The 17,319-nt window shown below is 65.9% G+C and carries 16 protein-coding genes; all 16 read right to left on the bottom strand.

What is annotated here, in order from left to right:
- Nucleotides 1-6: 6 nt before the first annotated feature.
- Nucleotides 7-909: a phage tail family protein gene (locus PS271_RS24950; RefSeq protein ID WP_398384788.1), complete on the bottom strand. Its 903-nt coding sequence runs from the start codon at nt 907-909 to the stop codon at nt 7-9.
- Between the two features lie 111 nt (nt 910-1,020).
- A complete protein-coding gene (locus tag PS271_RS24945) occupies nt 1,021-7,497 on the bottom strand; it encodes a hypothetical protein (RefSeq protein WP_398384786.1) in 6,477 nt (2,158 codons plus the stop codon).
- Between the two features lie 7 nt (nt 7,498-7,504).
- A complete protein-coding gene (locus tag PS271_RS24940) occupies nt 7,505-7,777 on the bottom strand; it encodes a hypothetical protein (RefSeq protein WP_398384784.1) in 273 nt (90 codons plus the stop codon).
- 137 nt (nt 7,778-7,914) lie between these two features.
- The gene (locus PS271_RS24935; RefSeq protein ID WP_398384782.1) at nt 7,915-8,205 is read right to left on the bottom strand and encodes a hypothetical protein; all 291 of its coding nucleotides are present in this window, start codon (nt 8,203-8,205) and stop codon (nt 7,915-7,917) included.
- A 38-nt stretch (nt 8,206-8,243) separates the two neighbouring features.
- Nucleotides 8,244-9,170, bottom strand: a complete 927-nt coding sequence (locus PS271_RS24930) for a phage tail tube protein (protein WP_398384781.1) — start codon at nt 9,168-9,170, stop codon at nt 8,244-8,246.
- 65 nt (nt 9,171-9,235) lie between these two features.
- Nucleotides 9,236-9,514: a hypothetical protein gene (locus tag PS271_RS24925; RefSeq protein ID WP_398384779.1), complete on the bottom strand. Its 279-nt coding sequence runs from the start codon at nt 9,512-9,514 to the stop codon at nt 9,236-9,238.
- A 104-nt stretch (nt 9,515-9,618) separates the two neighbouring features.
- Nucleotides 9,619-9,948 carry a hypothetical protein gene (locus PS271_RS24920; RefSeq protein WP_398384777.1) on the bottom strand — a complete coding sequence of 110 codons (330 nt, stop codon included), beginning with the start codon at nt 9,946-9,948 and terminating at the stop codon, nt 9,619-9,621.
- Between the two features lie 17 nt (nt 9,949-9,965).
- Nucleotides 9,966-10,295 (bottom strand): head-tail adaptor protein, encoded by a 330-nt coding sequence (locus tag PS271_RS24915; RefSeq protein ID WP_398384775.1) that lies wholly within the window; start codon nt 10,293-10,295, stop codon nt 9,966-9,968.
- Between the two features lie 4 nt (nt 10,296-10,299).
- A complete protein-coding gene (locus PS271_RS24910) occupies nt 10,300-10,635 on the bottom strand; it encodes a hypothetical protein (RefSeq protein ID WP_398384774.1) in 336 nt (111 codons plus the stop codon).
- A 7-nt stretch (nt 10,636-10,642) separates the two neighbouring features.
- Nucleotides 10,643-11,776, bottom strand: coding sequence for a phage major capsid protein (locus PS271_RS24905; RefSeq protein WP_398384773.1), 1,134 nt, complete (start codon nt 11,774-11,776; stop codon nt 10,643-10,645).
- Between the two features lie 68 nt (nt 11,777-11,844).
- The gene (locus tag PS271_RS24900; RefSeq protein ID WP_398384772.1) at nt 11,845-12,357 is read right to left on the bottom strand and encodes a hypothetical protein; all 513 of its coding nucleotides are present in this window, start codon (nt 12,355-12,357) and stop codon (nt 11,845-11,847) included.
- Nucleotides 12,358-12,401: 44 nt separating this feature from the next.
- Nucleotides 12,402-13,763 carry a phage portal protein gene (locus PS271_RS24895; protein WP_398384771.1) on the bottom strand — a complete coding sequence of 454 codons (1,362 nt, stop codon included), beginning with the start codon at nt 13,761-13,763 and terminating at the stop codon, nt 12,402-12,404.
- Nucleotides 13,764-14,105: 342 nt separating this feature from the next.
- Entirely contained in the window at nt 14,106-14,951 is an 846-nt protein-coding gene (locus tag PS271_RS24890; protein WP_398384769.1) for a terminase TerL endonuclease subunit, read from the bottom strand.
- Between the two features lie 793 nt (nt 14,952-15,744).
- Nucleotides 15,745-15,951, bottom strand: coding sequence for a hypothetical protein (locus PS271_RS24885; protein ID WP_398384767.1), 207 nt, complete (start codon nt 15,949-15,951; stop codon nt 15,745-15,747).
- Entirely contained in the window at nt 15,944-16,396 is a 453-nt protein-coding gene (locus PS271_RS24880) for a phage terminase small subunit (protein ID WP_398384765.1), read from the bottom strand. Before PS271_RS24880 ends, PS271_RS24885 begins: the two co-directional genes overlap by 8 nt.
- 171 nt (nt 16,397-16,567) lie before the next feature.
- Nucleotides 16,568-16,867 (bottom strand): HNH endonuclease, encoded by a 300-nt coding sequence (locus tag PS271_RS24875; protein ID WP_398387049.1) that lies wholly within the window; start codon nt 16,865-16,867, stop codon nt 16,568-16,570.
- Between the last annotated feature and the right edge of the window lie 452 nt (nt 16,868-17,319).

Raw genomic sequence — 17,319 nt, 5'->3', positions numbered from 1 at the left:
CACCTCTTAGTAAGTTTCGTAGCGGGGGCGCAAGGTGAGTTTCAGGGAGGCGGGGCCGTTGCCCGCCGTCACGCTGACGCCCACCGAGCTCTTCCCGGCGTCGAGTGGCCACAGGGATGGGGCGGGATCGAGCAGAGGCCAGTAATTCTTGCCGCGGTCGTCTATCAAGGTCTTGTGACCGGGGCGGGTGTCCACCGTCAGCACGCGGCCCGCTGCCACGGCATCCCTGCCGCCGCCCGGTCCTGAGATTCCGAAGGCCTGACCGTCGGGGCTGGTGAGGCGGAACGCTCGGACGGGGCCGTGGATCTGCCACACCGGCCATGCCTCCACCTCGCCTGGATTGATCACCGGGATCTTCTGATCCGCCAGGATCCCCCGGCTCATCCGGAGCGGGAACAGACCCTTATCCGTGCGCAAGAACCCCTCCCCCTGGTTGAGATTCCACTCTGCAACGTGCAGATCATCCCCGTAGAAATACGGGTCGAATGCCGTGAGCTGGATGCCGTATTTGGCCCACCGGAATCCCGCGTTGTCGAGGGATTCATTCCCCTGCATCCCGTCCTTGTAGTAGCAGTACAGCTTGCGGATCTGAGAATCCGCTTCCATAAACTTCAGCACACAGTGACCGCGCTTGGGGCTGAGGGCAGCAATCAGCTTGCGCTTGACCTCCTTGAGTGACCGGCGGTCGATTCCGTAGATGTAGACCGGAAGCATCACTTCACGAGCAGCCGCCCGCGTCGACCTGAATATGGAGCCATCCAGGTTGGGGCTGCTGTCGGCGTGCAGCTCGTACGGCGGTTTGTCCAGGCCGGTGGCACCGGCCTGGAGGAGGATCCCCGGCCAGCGCCGGTCTGTGAAGGAGGTGAGGGGGATCTCTTCCCCCTCACCCCCACTTCCTGTGATCGACACGTAGGTGTGCCCCCACGCCATCGGATGAGGCGGGATCGGCACCGGGGTGGGCCGGTCTCCAACGACCTGATCCCGTGTTGCGGGTATCGGAATAAGCAACCTCCTAGTCGATTACATGCCGTACATCACCTCCGCGTACTGCATGGCCCGGAGTACGGCCTGGATCGTGGACTCCGACTTGGCCTCGTGGATGTGGATCTCGAAGGTCCGGCCGCCCAGCAGGCTTTGCGTCTGACGGGCGTCATGCACCCGCTCACCACCGCGGAAATCCACCAGCTCCGGCCCCTGCTCACCCACCAGGCGAAGGCCCGGCGAAGCCGACAGGGATCCCATCCAGTAGCCGGAGGTTCCACTGAGGGCCCGGCGCCATCCTGAGCCGTACCGGTCGATCGCGTACGAAAGACCGGCGTAGAGCGAGGCCCGCGGGTGGAATTGCCCGAGGCCCCGGTAGGGCCCCGCGTACGCGTTGAAGGTCGAGCCGATCACCTGCAGCAGCCCCTTCGAGGGGTCTCCTGCCCGTGCATTGCTGTCCCAGTTGTTGACCGCGTTCGGGTCGCCACCGGATTCCACGTCGATGCGGTGGAGCACCAGGGGGACGTCCGCGGGCGAGATTCCGCCCCGGCCGCCCAGCTCCTGAATGACCTGCTCGACCAGCGGACGCCACCGGCCAACGGCGTCGCCCACCAGGCCGGCGAACTCACCCGTACCCTCAGAGAAACGCGCAAGGCTGCCCGGCCACGGATTGAGGAACGGCCCCTCACCCGCACCAGGTGCACCGCCACGCGGGCGTAGCGCGCCATCGGCGCGGTTGCCGTACCCGAGCTGGCGCCGCAGGCTTCGGGACTCGTTGCCGCCGACCGTTTCGAGCTGACTGCCCTGACGGCCGGTGACGACATTGATGTGGCCCCAGTCGCCGGGGCCGTAGCCCCGGTAGACCATGAGGTCGCCCGGCCGCGCGGACGCGGTCGGCACCATGGGCATGTGCTCGACCCAGGTCGCTACCGCCGGCCACCGGTTACCCGGTGTCCCCGTCGGGGAGCCGCCGTACGCCGCGGTTGCCTGCGCATGGTCGACAATCCACGAGATGAAGTCGGCACACCACGACTCGTAGGCGTCGGAGCCGATGTACTTCCGGCCCGACAAGTCGCCGGACTTGGCCTCCTGAAGGGCGGCCTTCACGACCTGGCCACCGCCACCGGTGGCGTGCTCGTCGGCCCACTTGCCCCAGGCGCTCAGCCATGGCTCTGCCTTGCCGAACGCTCCCGCGTTGAGCTTGCCGACCTCTCCGAACTTCGAGGCGAGGGACTTGAGCTGCGGCGTGATCGCCGCATCCCAGCCCTTACGAACAGCCTCCTCATAGCCCTCGAACGGGTCGTTCTGGTGCTCGCGCACCCACGCCCCGCCGTCACCGACAATGCCGCCCTTCGCGTAGATGTTGCCGCCGCGTCGGGCCAGGTCGTTCCACCGGTGAATCGTTTCTGCACCGAGGGCGCGAACCACCTCCGGGCGAAGGACCCCCTCACCGCGGCTGAGTAGGGCGGGTTCGGTGTCGACACCCGGCTGATAGCCAGGGACAACGCCGCCGGTCGAGTAATGCACCGGGGACAGAGGGGCCGGTGTTCCGGCCAGCTTCGCCATCTCCGCGAGCATCGGGACTGCGCCCGCGTTGTACGGGCCGGCCAGGGTGCCGCGGGTGGAGCTGTCCACGGCGGACATCGAGGCCCGCCAGGACTCGCGGATCCGGCTGGCACTGGACTCAAAGGATTCCTGGAGACCAGCCGCCCCCGCCTGGAGGCGGCTGAAAGAGGCGAGCGTGCCGGATGTGGATGCCGACACGCGGGCCTGCACGCTCGTCCAGACACCCTCATTGGCCGCCTGGAACGTGTGCTCCGCTGTGGTGAGCGGCCCGGAGAGGTGAGCGATCCACCGCCCCTGTGCGGGGCGGATCTGCCCGTCGACTGCCGTACGTACTGCGCTGCCGACGGCGGCCCATGATGCCTGGGCCGCCGTCTGGTGGTCGCGTACGGCCTGCGTCATCACCGCCAAGGCGGCGCGGATGCGTTCGGCTGCGTCCTCGATGGTCTGAGCATCAGGGGCAGGTGCGTCTACGCCATTCTTCGAGCGGTCGCCGGGGCCAGTCGGGAGCCGCCCGCTCTTGGCAGCAGCATTCAGACCCAGTACCGTCCGGTAGCCTAGGGCCAGCACACCTTCCGGCCGGAGTACTGCCTCACCCGGAGCTACCAGCGCTGCCCGCAGGTCTCGCCCCGGGGCGTACCCCGGAACGATGCCGCCATCCCGGAATTTCAGCAGGCCCTCGGTGTTCGGCATGGCGTCCTTCGCCTGCTGCCAGAACTCGCCGAAGACCTGCGTCGCATACTCGGACGGGTTCGAGGCGATGTCCTGCACCCCCTGAACCGAGGCCTGGACGCTGCTGACCAGGCCCGTCGCCAGCTCCCGGAGCTGACGGATCGGTTCTGTTAGGGTCCCTACGGGGTCCTCGAAGAGGCCGAGGGCCGCAGAGCCGATCGCCCGGAAGGCGTCGGAGACCCCGCCCCAGGCGCCCTTGATGTACGCCCAGATGGACTCAGGTTTCAGCAGGTCCGTGGCGAAGCGCTCACCGCGCTGAAGGACGTTTCCCGAGCCCTTCCAGACGTCCGTCCAGAAGAGCTCACCGGCTCGCGGGGCGATGGCACCGGCCGCTAGGCCGACCAGCTGTCCAGCACCCGAAGGCACCGTTCGAAGAAGCTTCGGCAGATCCTTGGTGGCGAAGTCCAGGGTTCCCCGAAAGCGCCGGGCGGCCCCTTCGCCGCTGGTGGCCCCACCGCGCTCGGACCCCCAGGAGATGAGGTTCCGGCTGGTCGGTCCGCCGACCTTCGCCGCCGAGGCATCGAAGGCGACGGTCTTGCCGAAGAGGCTGACCACGGGACCCATGTCGATGCCGTCAAGGCCATCGAGGAGGAATCCGAGCGGCCCGCCGCGGCCGGCAACGCCACCCCGCGCGAACCGGGACAGCCGGCCACGAACCGCGGCCTCGTTCCAGGCGTGGATACGCCCGGCGCCCAGGTGGTGAACGACCTCCGGACGGAGGACGGCTTCACCCGGACTGAGGATCGCCGGTATCAGGTCCTGCCACGGCGCGTAGCCGGGAAGCACGCCGCCGCGGGCGAACTTCCGCTTCTTCTTTCCTCCCTTCCCTCCGCCACCAGACCCGCCACCCGGGCCGCCCCCGGTGTCGCGGTTGATGTCCCCGATCCCGTCATCGAGGTCACCGGCCCTCTTCGCCGCGTCGCGCAGAGCGTCACGCAGCTTCTCGACCTGCTTGATCACCGACGCCAGCGACCGGCCGTTCAGGTTCGCGATACGGCCGTTCACCGAGCCCGGCGTCTTTACCGCGCCGATCAGCCCGTAGACGTCATCGACCGCTTTGTACAGACTGGCCTTGCCGCCCCGGAACTCGTCTCTCAAGGGCTTCAGCGACTTGCGGTTGAGGAGGTTGACGGCCGAGACGACGTCCTTGGCCTTGCCCTCGACCGCACCTGCCTCCGGGACCGTCAGAGTGAACTCGCCCCTGACCTCCTTCAGGGACTTGCCGTTGAGGCGCTCGACCCGCCTGGCAGCCTCGCCGATGGCCTGCTTGAGGTCATCGGCCCGCTTCTGCGTGGTCTCGATCTGCTGCACCCGAAGCGATCCGAGCCGACGGTCGTTGAGGTCGGTGACCTCCTGGCCGACTTGCCGGATCGACGCCTTCAGGGCGTCGGCCTTCTGCTGCGTCTCACCCAGTCGGCGATGCAGCTCAGTGAGAACGGCATTGTTCAGCGGCGTGATACCTCCGCTGACAACCCGGTGCACCGCATCCCGTGCCTGATCAGCCGAGGACCGGACACTCTGACCGGCCGAGCCACCCAGGTGATCGATGACGCTGCCGAGAGGAGCCTGATCGACCGCACGCAGCGCGCGCTTGAGGGCCTCAAGGCGCTCGTCCACCTGGCGGATCTGCTGCTCAACATCTCGCATGCCCCGCTGAGCAGTGTCACGGCGGTCCGTGCTGTCCTGCGGACGCAGACGCTCCGCTGCAGTACGGCGCGCGTCCCGACGGTTTTGCCGGTACTCGTCACGCACCTCACCGCGGCGCCGGTCGAGCCGCAGGCCCTCCCGGATCCGCATACCGGCGAAAGCGTCACGGCTGCGCCGGTCCAGGTCCCGCATGTCCGTGTCACGGTTGCGGCGTCGCTGGAACCAGTCGCCGGGCCCGTCGTACCCCGTCAGGCGCGCAGTGCCGTACCGCGCGTAGCCGGCCGCGGTGCGAAAGCGCCCGTTTTCCCGGCCAGCCTGCCCAACCCGCTGCCGGTTGCGGCGGCGTGTCTCGTCCCGGCCCCGGAATCCGTCACGCTGCTCGTCGTACCCGTCGAGGAATCGCCCGCCCTCACGGCGGGACCGTACGCCCCCAGCGACCTGACGGCCGTAGCGCGTAGCGCCCCGTACCCCGCGTGCCGTGCCGGTTGCCGCGTCCACGAGCAGCTTGGCCGGCGTGAGAGCGAAACCGAGGAGCTTGCCCAGCTTGCCGACCGTCTTCGACAGGATGCCGAAACCGAGGAGGAAGGGAGCGGCGACCGCCGCGAGCTTGCCCGCCTCAAGCACCAACTTGCGCAGTTCCGGGTGCGCGTCGAGAAACTCGACGGTCGACTTCACCCAGCGCGTGAAGGTGCCCAGGGTCTCGAAGAACGCAGTCAGCATCTCCTTGACCATCGGCAGCACCTTGGTGCCGATCTCGCCCGCATCCTGCAGGAGGCCACCCTCGAAGCGGGTGCCCTCCTCGTCGGAGACCTTCTTGCCCATGACCGCGGCGCCGAGGCCCGTGTACTCGTACTCGCCACTGTCGTTCTTGGAGTAGAAGAGGCGACCCAAGTTAAACTGGGCCTGCTCCTTCATCTGCTCCAGTCGGCCGCTGATGGTGGCGCTACCCATCCGGTGCGCAGCGCCCCTCATATTGGGGTCTTTGCGCCAGCGCTTCAGCAATCCGTCAATGAGCTGCTCGCCAGAGATACCACCCGTATCCTTGGCGTTCTGCATGAATTCGAGCATCTGGGCTGATGCTTCGTAGGTCTCGGGAATCTCCCGGACCATGCCGTTCTTCTTGTCCCGCGCCTTGAGCTCCGCCATCTCCTTAGCGGTGTGCTTACGGGTCTTGAAGCCGAGGATCTGGGCAAGTGCGTTGGCGGGGATACCCGTTGCGGCTTCGAGCTGCTTGACGTTGCGCAGGTTCGTGCGGCCCATGTCCTGCATGACCTCGATGGCATACATGCCACGCGAGACCATCGCCGGATCCATGATGCCGCCGTACGCCGCGGTATCACCGACCATCTTGACCATGTCGACGGCACGCTGCGTCGCCTCAGCCGACCCCTTCGCATGCCGTGCCGGGTCCTTCGACATGAAATCTGCATTGTGCGAGGTATTCGCCCGCACATAGCGGGTGCCGTACTTGAGCATGTCGTTGACGGAATACGGCGTCTGAATGCCGTACTGCGTCATCTGCTCCAGCAGGTCGTTGACGTCCTCCAGAGCAATGCCCATGCCCTTCAGACCCGTCTGGGCCTGAAGCATCGCGTCAGCAGACTTGATGCCGAAGGTCGCAGTGGCAGCACTTGCAAGACCGAGCGGAGCGACCAGCCCGCGGGTAATCAGGTGCCCGGTCTCCGTCGCCGTCGTGCCGGTGGTCTCGATGTTCTGGCTGGTGCGCTTCCAGCCGGACCGCATGGCGGCCAGGGCGCCGGCCTGGGTCGTCTGGACCGCGGCCATGGTGCGCTCGTGCTCAGCTGCCTGCTCACGCAGGCTCTGCCGCACGGCCTGGACAACGGCGATCTGTCCGCTGATCGCCGCGGACTGCTCGGCCTGGCGCTCCGCCATCGTGCGACGGATCGCCGCTTGCTTCTCCCGCTCTGCCTGTTCAACAGCCCGTGCAGCCTCCCGGGCCAGACGCACCTGCGTCTGGTGGATCTCGCGATCCATCCGAGCCTCGTCTTCGAGGGCCCGCTGCCGGACGGATACTGCGACCCGTTCCTCGCGCTGCCGCTCAGCCACCGCACGTGCCTCTGCACGCCGCCGCTCCTCCAGGAAGCGGATCCTTTCCCGCTCGGCGGTCTGCCACCGCTGCGCGGCATCCCGCGCCGCCTGGGTCTCCAGACGCACCGTTTCCTGCAGCGCCTGGCGGGTGGCCTGCGAGGTGCCCGCAACGGCCTTGCGCTTGCGCTCCTCCAGGTCCTGAAAGACACGGAAGCGCTGTACGGCCTGCTGCCCGTACTCCCGGCTCAGCTCCGCCTCGATGGCGGAGAGCCTCGACCTGGTGTCGACAGCTTCCTTCTCGACCTGACCCCGGGCAGCCTTCGCGGCTGCCGCCGCAGTCTTCGGCATGGCGGCCATGCCGTTTGTCGCTGCGGTGGAGAACGACTTCCCGGCAGCGGTGCCGGCCAACTCCATCTGGCGGGTCAGCTCACCCCGCAGCTTCGTCACGCCCTCGCGGGAAAGGGTGGGGACGATGTCGATGTATCCGGCGCCAACCCGGATGGGTATGCGTCCGCCGCTGGCCATAGACCTCCTACATGCTGCTCATCTCCTGGAAGAAACTGGCCAGCTCCTCGCCTGAAGCGAACTCCTCTGCAGGGCCCTTGGAGACCGTGGAAGGAGCGCCCGGCCGCGGAAGCGGATCAGGGGGCGTAAGGTCGCTGGCACTCTCAAAATGTGCCTTCAGGAAAAGGAAGTTAGTTAGTTCAAGGGCGTCAGAGACGCGCGCCATAAGGTGATCCTGCGTGGACCAAACGGTGGTGTCGTCCAGGGCAGCCAGGAGCCGCGAACCACCGGCCTTGTGCATCAGTGATTTGATGAGGACGCTGACGCGCCGCAGGGAAAGCCGTCCACGCCACAGGTCCAGCAGATCAACCCCGAAGTGCTCCAGGAGATCCGCTTCGAGCTCATCAGAGTACTCGCGAACTACGTGGACGGTCTGGATCAGTTTCCCGCGTCGTCAAACCCTCGGGCTGCAGCGACCTTGTCAGCCAGCCCCTGGAAGTCCTCGATCGTGGCACCGCTGGACTCGAAAGCCTCCCACTGCTTCTCGCCGAGGATCAGCATGACGGCCTCAAGCTCGTCCTGCGCCCGGAGGAGACGCACAGGCATCTTCAGCGGGTGCGGAACGGTGAAGGTGATACCACAATGCTGGATGACAACCGGTTCACGGTTTGCCTCGGCCTCCTTTGCCTCGGGCTTCGAGGAGGGCGCCTTCGTGGTGGCAGCGGTCATGGGCAGCTCCTAAGTGTTGAAGTGAAGGGAAGAAGGGGTTAGGCGGACAGGACGAAGCACGCCTTCGAGGTGCCCGTCTGAACGGTGTCGGTGACCTGGAAGCAGGACGAGACACCGGCATGGGTCACCTTGAGCTCCGCGGTCTTCACGCCCTGCGGGACGATCACGTCGACGGTGCCGTCCTTCGTGGCGGTGGCCTGCTCGTCAAAGGCGGTCTTGTCGGCACGGAGCAGGGAGACGACGGCCGGCCCGGTGGTGCCGGTGACAACGACCTTCGCGGTCCACTTGTCCCTGGCGCCATCATTGGTGGCAGACCCCGGGACGGTCACCGTCGCCTTGAACAGCGCCGGGTCCATGGGGACAGACGGCTTACCCAGGCCGAGGATGTCATCGGTGGTGAGGACGTAGCCGAGGCCGCCCTCATGGTCCAGGGCATCGATGGTCAACTCGAACTTGTTGTTCTCGGTGCGCTGCAGCTGGATCGCGCCGCGGTCGGAGATCATCGCCCTCGGGATCACGCACCGGTAGGGGATGCCCTTCTGGGACCAGTCGATCACGATGCTCCACTCCGCGAGATCGGGGGTGGAGGACAGGTCCAGCCGGTAGGAGCCCGTGTTTCTGCCCTGGGCGTCCTGCACCGGCTTCCACTCGGCGCCGAAGAAGAGCTGCGTGGTCAGGTCGTTCGTTTCCATCAGCGTGGCCTTGACCTTGAAACTTGCCGACTTGACCGTGTACATCACGGGTACGGCGGACTGCCAGACATTGACCGGGTCTGTCTCGATGCTTGGGGTGATGGTCACCCCGCTCTGATCGACGTAGCCCACACCGCGGAAGCCGGCAGGGGCGGTTTTGCCGTCGCCGGCATCGGTCGGCAGCACAGTCGAGGACGTACCAGTGCGCGGTGCAGGTGCGAGGTAGATGTTGCCGCTGGGTGCGAACCGGATCTTGGAAGAGTCGTTGGCCAATGGAGCTCCTTGAGGAAGACGAAAGCCGAGCACGGAAGCGTCCTCGGCTCGGGTAGAGGTACGGATCAGGCGGCGACGAAGAACACTGCAATCTCCCCGCGGTATGCGTGCTCGCGGCTTACCGCGTCAGGGTCGTAGCGGGGCGAGGAGATCTCTTCGACGTCAAGGACTTCCGCGCCGTCGGCCACCTGGCCGGGCAGATCCTCCAGCAGGGCCTCACGGCAGCGGTAGGCGAGGTCAACCGCCTGCTTGCGGTCCTCGTGAAAGACGTCGACCGTGATGTCGGCGCGGTCCAGGCGGTCGCGGATCATGCGAAACCCGCCGCTGTGCTCGACGTAGATCATGGGGGCGCCGGCCTGGTGCCCGACGTGGTCACCGGTGACGTACTGGGCAGGTAGCCCAGAGACGGACCGGAGGAAGCCGACCACCACCGCGACGGGGTCTTGTCTCACTCGATCCTTGCCTTCTCCAGGGCACGCTTCAGGTACCAATGGCCCTTGTACTTGCGGTTCTTGCGGTCGGTCCAGCCGCGTTCCTGCAGCATCGCGTGCCTCATCCGCTGGTCCTCCTCCACGAGGACCAGGCCGAACCAGCCGTAGCGGTCCAAGGCAAGTCGGGGCTTGATGTGCTGGTGGACTGCGTTCCAGTGCTCCTCAGTGGGGCGCTTCGGACGGGGCGCAGCAGAGACGGCAGCCTCGGTGAGCTTGACCGTGTGCAGCTCCACCAGGTCCCGCATCCGAGGAGAGAGGAAGAAGCCGCGCTCCCACTCAGGAGTCATGCGAAGCGTGAACTTGCTCAACGGACCACCCTCCAAGCGCGGATCCGGATGTGCCGCAGGGTGCCCTGCGACCAGCGAGCGGGTTCGCCGTCAACCTCGTAGGCCTGGCCCCGCCAGGTGATGCGGTCGGCCGAATCGACGTCGGCCTCTGACGGCAGGTAGATCAGGAGTCGCTCCTGGGCGGTCTCCCGTGCCGGCGAGCGGGCTTCGAAGGCGCGGTCTGGTTGGACCCGGGCCCGCCCCGACCACACAGTCACCGCCTGCTGCCAGTCGCGGTGGTTCGTGTATGCGGTGGGGGCGAGGGGGGCCCGGTGAACCTCCACGGTGTCGTGAAAGAGCAGGGGCACCTCCTCAGATCCGGTAGAGGCCGATGGTGCCGAGACGACGGCGGTAGGGACGCAGGCCCTCCCGGGCCGCGGTGGACAGCGTCTGCGTCCCGGTGGTGCCCCACTGGACTTCCATGTCGCCGACTCGTTCCGAGACGATGCCGGGCTGTACGGCCATCCACCGGATCACCTCGCCGCAGATGACGGCGCGGATCGCGGGAGAGTCCTCGCGGTACCGGCTCCCGCAGTACCCGCGCACAAGCGCGGTGACGTCGTCAAGGAAGGCCTGAACGCGAGGTCTCTCGGCATCAGCAAGCGTGCGACCCAGGCGGATTTCAATATCAGAGGTGGTGGCCGACATAGGATCCCTAGGCCGTAAGGCCGACGTCGCCCTGCGTAAGCTTCGCCGTGGTCTTGTCGCCGGGCTTCTCGGTGATCGCGATCTTCAGGCCGCGGACGAAGGATTCACCGATGCCGACACCGCGCACCGAGTAGTCCGGGTCCTCCTTCACGGTGGACAGGCCGTACATCGTGTCCAGGCCGATCGTGTCGGCCTTCCGGGCGTAGTCGTAGTCCACGAGCAGCCGGGTGGCGATGCCGTTGATGTTCTGGATGCTCCCGTTGACGGCGCCCATCGGAATGGCCGGGCAGGCGCTGACCAGGAGCATCGCGGACTTGTGGAAGAGGTATGCCTCAAGGCCGAACGAGTTGTGAATCACGATGTCGAAGCCGTAGATCCTGCCCACGATGGCTCGACGCAGGGCGTTGGTGTCGCCGGAGTAGTCGACGGCAACGAACTCCGGGTCCTTGAGGAGGATTGCTTCCAGTTCGGGCCCTGCGATCAGGTACCGCTCGCTGGACGGGACGTTGGCGACGTTCATGGCCATGCGGGCATCAACCAGCGCCGTACGCAGCGCCAGGGCGCGAGCCTTCATGTTCTCGCCCGTGCCGTCAGCGGTCGGGATGGTGACTTCGACGTCTCCGCCGAGCACCTTCTTCTGTGCAGCGGTGAGGCCGGCGCGGGTGATGTTGTTCTTGATGAAGTCCGCAGTGGTGTCGTCGAAGTACTCGGCGAAGCCACGGGTGAGCTTGGTGAGGACCTGGGCGCCGAACTTCTTCAGGTCGAAAGCGACCTGCTCCATGCTGAGCGTGGTGGCGTTCTGAGCCAGCGTGGTCAGCTGGACGGGGAAGCGGGACTCGCGGATGAAGCCCTGCGGAGCGAGGCGCGGGTCAGTCGGTAGAGGACGGTCCGAGGACGCGGCGAGACGGTCCTTGTCGCCCTTGATCGGATTCTGGATCGGCGAGGTAATGCCGGCTGCCTGTACGGGAATGCCGCGGCTTTCGCGGTTCACGTTGATAACGTCGCCAAGGCCACCGGTGAAGGACAGCTCTGAGTAACGGGCAGGCAGGCCTCCGAGAGTGAGCTGACGGTCCAGCAGGCCAAGGGCCGCAATGGTGACCTGCTTGGGATCAAGATTAAAATGATGGGTAGTGAGAGCCATAGGCATTGCCTCCAAAGGGCGTGAAAAAGGCCCCCCGGCGGTGCCGAAGGGCTCTCAAACAGTCAAGACTAAATGTAAGAATCACCCGCGATAAGGTGGGCGAGCTCAGTCGGGTCCATACTCGTGATCGCCGGAGCGCTGCCTCCGCGGTGATACCCGGCACCCATCAGCCGCGGGAACTCCGGCTCCGCGGGAGCCGGGACCTGGCGGCCGACGAAGGCCGCGACAGCTTCGGCGTCCGGTCGGCCGTCCTCGCCGAGGAAACGCTGCAGGTCCAGGTAGTCAGTCTGCACGGTGACACCGGCAGCCGCCGCCTGGGCGCGGATCTCGGCCTCCGCCAGGGAAGATGCAAGCTCGGCCAGGGCATCGCGGCGCGCGTCGTCGCGGGCCTGGGCCAGCGCCTTCTCCTGGTCCGTCATCCGCTCAGCGCGCAGGTCATCCAGCTCCTTAGAGGCCGCCTTCCACCGCTTCTCGTTCTCGCGGCTCAGCGCCCGCCACTTCTCCAGCTCTGCCTCAGGACCGGTAGCCGGCGGTACCTCCGCGGGAACCTCAGAGGAAGGGGTGTTCTGTGTATCGTCCATCGTGATCTCCATTTCGGAGCGGAGCCGCCATTCCGGCGCCCCGGTCACTTCTTCTCGTGGATCTTGCGGTTGGCGTTCCCAGAATTCCCCTGCGGAGCCTTAGCGGCCATGCGGGCCGCCCCGGCCTCGCTCGGGCTGTTCACGGCGCCGGGACCTGCCTGCTGTTCTGGCTGAGGCCCTAGCTTCTGAATCTCCGCTGCAGCCTTCGCGTCTGCCTTCCGCATTTCGCGGAAGGTCGAGATCTGGGAGGGCGTGTAACCCGCGTCAGACCACAGTTGCTCTTCGGGAACGTTGAGCTGCTTGAGCTTCAGCAGGGCGTCAATGTGCTGAGCTTCGGTCCTGTACTCAGGATCCCGCCATACGGTCTCCATGGAGTAGGCCTTGGCTCGCTTGTCCTTCTTGATAGCAAAGCAAAGTCGGATAACCCGCTCCCAGGATTCACCAAAGTAGAGCATGCGTTCACGGACGCGGGCGACAAGACCGGCCTCGGCACTGATGATGGCCTCGCCCGAGGGTGGAGTTCCGCCATTGACAAGAAAATAATGACTGGGGGTGCGGGATATTGAACTCGCGTGCTGCAGCAAAAGCCCCACCAGGTCACAGTAGTTACTGAGGCTGGCGGCTTCGAACTGGCCAAATCGGGCCTGCGGATCCTCGGCTTGCAGAAGCTTGTCGACAGCAATTTTGAAAGGCTCGACCGGGTGCCCCTGGTCGTCCTCAACAATCTCCAGACCGGTCACGTACCGCTGCGGGAACGCGGCAAACTCCGAGGCCGTCAGGGCGTCGGAGACGGTCTTGTTGATCGCGTCCTGGATCGGAATGACGTTCGCAAGGTCGGAGTACGGTTCACCGGAAAGCCGCGAGCGGTTGTGAAAGGGGACGACCGGCACGACGCCCAAGGGGTTGCGGGACCGGAGCCCGTTCTCCCACTCGGTCTCGCCGCGCTTGACCTCGTAGACGTAGTCCTCGGTCCACAGCGTGACCCACTGCCGGCCCCAGTCATCCAGGTAGAAACGAGCCGCAGCCTCCAGCTCAGTTCGGGAGCCCGGCTTGAACTGAACAACCATGTTCTCGGCGGACACCGGCTGAATCGTCGGCTCACCGTCGTCGCCCGGCCACACCAGGACGTAGGCCCGTCCCTGAACCAAGGCGTCCAGGTGCACGGCCGTCGACAGGACGTCCATGCTGTTGCGCTGCCAGAACTCCCGGGCATCCGAGTCAAACCCCGGCGCCTCAGGAAGGCGGAATCCTTCCACGACCATGCGCTCGGTGGCGGAGTCGATGATCAGCCCGCAAAAGTTGTCCCGCCAGGTCTCGAAGACTTCCCGGAACGCGTCCTTGTACCGGGCCTGAGAAAACGCGAGTTGCTGGTGCTTGCCCTCGTAGTACTGGGCATAGCGCCACATGGCCGGGAGCTGATCGGTGAGCTTCCCGTGGAGGTAAGCAAGCCAGTCGACCGGCGTCTTAGGCGGGCCGACTGCTGTGTAGCCGTTGGGTGGGACAATCAGCGGCGCCTCCTGATGCTCCGTGGTGTGAGAGGGGGCCGCACGGGCTTTCAACCCCGTTCGGCTCACGCCCTGCGCGGGCGCCGGTTACTTGTGGGCGGTGCGGCCCCCTCCGGTATCACTGACCTCACGTCGGTCCGACGATCACCCGGTAACCCGCGGGTGCACGGCAGCACGGGTCAGCGTGCGCAGGCCGACCGGGGAGCAGTTCTCACCCGGCCGGCCCGGTCTGTGGGTGCAGAATCAGAAGCCGACGACGCGACGCCGCCTGATCTGCAGTCGGCCGTCTGCGATTGCGTCGGCGCGGCCCTCGAAGGCGAGGACGGCGCACACGGCCAAGTCGATCTTCTTCTTCGACCGCGGAGAGTCCTTGGTGATCAGGAGCCCCTGCGGAACCTCACGCGTCACGGCGTTCAGGCAGTGCCGGGTCAGGTCCGGATTGCCGTCGTGCTTCAAGTCGCCGACAGCGACGGCAGAGTGGAAGCGCTCGGTTGCCTCGCACATCCTCATGGGCTTGTTGGTCCAGTACTCGAATACGCGATCGTCTCCGTACTCGATAGCCCACCGGCCCAGGGCCTCCTGCCAGTACGGCGGGTCCCCGTAGAACCATTCCACGCGGTAGGTGTCGAAGGCCTTCTTGACGGCGGCCTCGACGGCCAGGACGTCAACCTCCCAGTCAGGTTGCTTCGGGTCGCGCGGGTTCTCCTGGAGGTGAAGAACGAAGAGCTTCCCGTCCCGAAGGCGAGCGCCAACTATTCCTGTGCTGTCACCGCGGAGACTCCCATCGAAACCAATTGCTACCTGGTCCCCGGGGAGAATCGGGTCGTTCTCATCCAGGCAGTCATCCCACTCGGCCTTGGCCAGCCAGCCGTCCGCGTTCTCCTGGATGTTGTTCAGGTAGAAGCGGTAGGCCACGGCCGCGCTGGTACGCGGGTCCATGACCGCGGCGACAATGCCGTCCACGTCGACCCAGTGCGAGTCACCGTACGCATCGATGACCGCGGTCCGGACGGCGGCTTCGTCCTTGAGGTCGACATCCCGTTCTGCTTCGCGGCAGTCGTAGAGAATGCCCTTGGCGCCCAGCTCCATCGCAGCCTCGTAGGTCCGCTGGGCAATGGAATTCTCGTTGGGATTGAAAGCGTTGGTGGTTTCGATCAGTCGAGAACCAGCACCAGCGGTTTTTTGGACGTTGCGATCAAGGGTTTCCCAGACGTATACGCCCTGGTTCGATTCGACGAAATGATGGACCTCGTCACAAACAACAAAGTGGCATCAGCCGGCCCCGGCAAGCATGTTCCTGCCGGGGCCGGGCAAAGGTGGGCCTCGCCCCCTCAAGGCCCCGCGAGGACGAGGTGACAGGCTCGATGCGGCCAGGGCGGCCGTCCTTGAACTGAATCAGTCCCTTGCCGATGTCGAGGTTGAATTCTCGCTCTGCCGGGGACTCAGCCAACATGCCGCGGATCTGATCTCGGGTGTTGGCCGTTTGGTCCAAAGAGGTGGCAGCGATCTGCACCAGCGGTAGCGGCACGCGCTTGCCGACTGGAAGGCCGTTCTCGTCAAAGTGGGAGAAGCGGCAGGGGCCGATGAACTCAACAATGGCCAGGGCGGCAAGAAGAGGTGTCTTGCCCTAAGCCCCAGCCCTTCGCGCGGCGAAGCGCGGCAGACCGGTACAACCACCTCCCGTTCTCGTCAACAGCGTAGAGCCAGAGAACGAAGCGCAGTTGCTCCGGGGAGAACCTCCAGGGCTCGCCGGCGCGTTCGCCGTCAGGCTGGAGGACGTACTGCTGGCACCACCGGATGATGCCGTACCCGAGACTCCGCGAGGGGTGGGGGACGCCGGGCGGCATGTTTCCCGTCAGGGGCATCCCTCACCCCCTTCGGGCTACTCGGAATCGTCTACGGCTTCGGCCTGGAGCTCGGCGGCGACGGCTGCCTCGCTCGGGCCGGGGGCTTCGACTACGCGCACCCATCCGGTGGTCTGGTCCGTGCCACCGAGAAGGCGCACATCGGGGGTACCGGCGAACACGGCGATGGCGTCGGCGTCGCCGGTCACATCGCACCGCGTGCCGGCGACGGTCCAGCTATGCATCAGCGCTCCCGGACTCGGAGAGCATCTTGAACAGCTCCGCATCCAGGTCTGCTGTCGCCGCCTCCTTGGCGGCCTGGGCGGCCTCCTGCTCGGCCTGCTGGTCGAAATCCATCCGCAGTCGAGCCCGGTCTTCGGTAGTGGCTCCCCAGCGGCCGACGCGCTGGCGGATCTCTCCGGCCAGTCTGACGTCACCCTGGTAGAAGGCGTCCACCAGGCGTGTGGTGATCTCCAGCTCTGCCCAGTCCGTCGCCAGCCAATGCTGGGTCTGCGGGGCGCTCGACCAGGTTCTCCAGAAGCGTTTTGCACCCCCGGTCACGATGCCCAGGGACTTCGGAAGCGCCCGGCCCTCGCCGGCCGCGGGCGTTAGCTCGTGCTCGCCGAGGGCGTGCGTGGTGTTCCTGCGCCGGGCGTTCGGCTTCGGAGCTGGTCCCCGTCGGCTCGGCATCGGCGCACCTCCAAAGAGTGAGCAGGAGCGAAGATGGAGGCTGTATGCCGATACGATTTCGGCAGGGCAGTCCGACATGGGGTGACTGCTTGAGGCTCCGGTTCCACTCCGATTTCGGAATTTGGGATTACGCCCGGGGTCGCTGGAGGCCCCCGGTGACGGGGGCCTCCGCTATGTGCGGTCCTCGCCGTGCGTCTTGTGCCGGTGGCACGGACGGCAGAGGACCCACAGGTTCGACAGCCCCCATGTGCCGCCGCGGGCGATGGGCGTGCGGTGGTCTACTTCGAGTTCCGAGCGTGCGCCGCACCGCTGGCAGGTGAAGCGGTCGCGGGCGAGCACGGTGGCTCGCCTCTTGTGGAAGTCTCCCGGCCTGCTGCGGTTCCGTGCCGAGGTCTGCCACTGCCGTGGGGGTGGTGCGTGTGTCTCGCACCGGCCGGCGCGAACAGTGACGGAGGTGCAGCCCGCGGTCATGCAGATGGTTTTGGCTCGGGGCATCGTTGGCTGTCTCCTCTCCGTAATCGGTGAGTCGGCGGGATTCGAACCCGCTCTTCCGCCCGGCCGGGCCCTTGACCAGGGCCCTAGGGGCTTGCGTGCGCTCCGCACACCGCGACTCCAGACGGGAGCTACCCGCCCTTGGGCCACCACAGGGATCAGCTGCGATGGATTGGATAAATAGACCCTAGTTGGCTACTTTTCTGGCAACTAGGGTCTCTTCTCTTGGGTTTCAGCTGAATGAGAATCTGATTCAGGAAACCAGCAAGAGGAAACTTAGAAAGTTTTTTTCTCTCTCTTCTTAATCTCTCATAGAGTATGTAGGTGTTACTGAGCCCAGGGCTCAGCTCTGAGAGGTGAAGTGAGATGTAGGTCACTCTGGGGTTGGGGGTGGAACCGTTCGGTGAGTAACTTGGTGGTGGACCGGGTCA

This window comes from Streptomyces sp. SCA2-17 (assembly GCF_044336695.1).
The sequence above is the reverse complement of the archived record's forward strand: the minus strand, read 5'-3'. Positions and strand labels throughout refer to the sequence as shown.

What these genes read in the sequence shown, in the direction of transcription:
- PS271_RS24920 (WP_398384777.1), bottom strand. Translation starts at nt 9,948, where the DNA reads ATGACTCCTGAGTGGGAGCGCGGCTTCTTCCTCTCTCCTCGGATGCGG.
- PS271_RS24880 (WP_398384765.1), bottom strand. Translation starts at nt 16,396, where the DNA reads ATGCCGAGCCGACGGGGACCAGCTCCGAAGCCGAACGCCCGGCGCAGG.
- PS271_RS24925 (WP_398384779.1), bottom strand. Translation starts at nt 9,514, where the DNA reads ATGATCTACGTCGAGCACAGCGGCGGGTTTCGCATGATCCGCGACCGC.
- PS271_RS24940 (WP_398384784.1), bottom strand. Translation starts at nt 7,777, where the DNA reads ATGCACAAGGCCGGTGGTTCGCGGCTCCTGGCTGCCCTGGACGACACC.
- PS271_RS24910 (WP_398384774.1), bottom strand. Translation starts at nt 10,635, where the DNA reads ATGTCGGCCACCACCTCTGATATTGAAATCCGCCTGGGTCGCACGCTT.
- PS271_RS24875 (WP_398387049.1), bottom strand. Translation starts at nt 16,867, where the DNA reads ATGACCGCGGGCTGCACCTCCGTCACTGTTCGCGCCGGCCGGTGCGAG.
- PS271_RS24945 (WP_398384786.1), bottom strand. Translation starts at nt 7,497, where the DNA reads ATGGCCAGCGGCGGACGCATACCCATCCGGGTTGGCGCCGGATACATC.
- PS271_RS24905 (WP_398384773.1), bottom strand. Translation starts at nt 11,776, where the DNA reads ATGGCTCTCACTACCCATCATTTTAATCTTGATCCCAAGCAGGTCACC.
- PS271_RS24885 (WP_398384767.1), bottom strand. Translation starts at nt 15,951, where the DNA reads ATGCATAGCTGGACCGTCGCCGGCACGCGGTGCGATGTGACCGGCGAC.
- PS271_RS24900 (WP_398384772.1), bottom strand. Translation starts at nt 12,357, where the DNA reads ATGGACGATACACAGAACACCCCTTCCTCTGAGGTTCCCGCGGAGGTA.
- PS271_RS24935 (WP_398384782.1), bottom strand. Translation starts at nt 8,205, where the DNA reads ATGACCGCTGCCACCACGAAGGCGCCCTCCTCGAAGCCCGAGGCAAAG.
- PS271_RS24890 (WP_398384769.1), bottom strand. Translation starts at nt 14,951, where the DNA reads ATGGAGCTGGGCGCCAAGGGCATTCTCTACGACTGCCGCGAAGCAGAA.
- PS271_RS24895 (WP_398384771.1), bottom strand. Translation starts at nt 13,763, where the DNA reads ATGTGGCGCTATGCCCAGTACTACGAGGGCAAGCACCAGCAACTCGCG.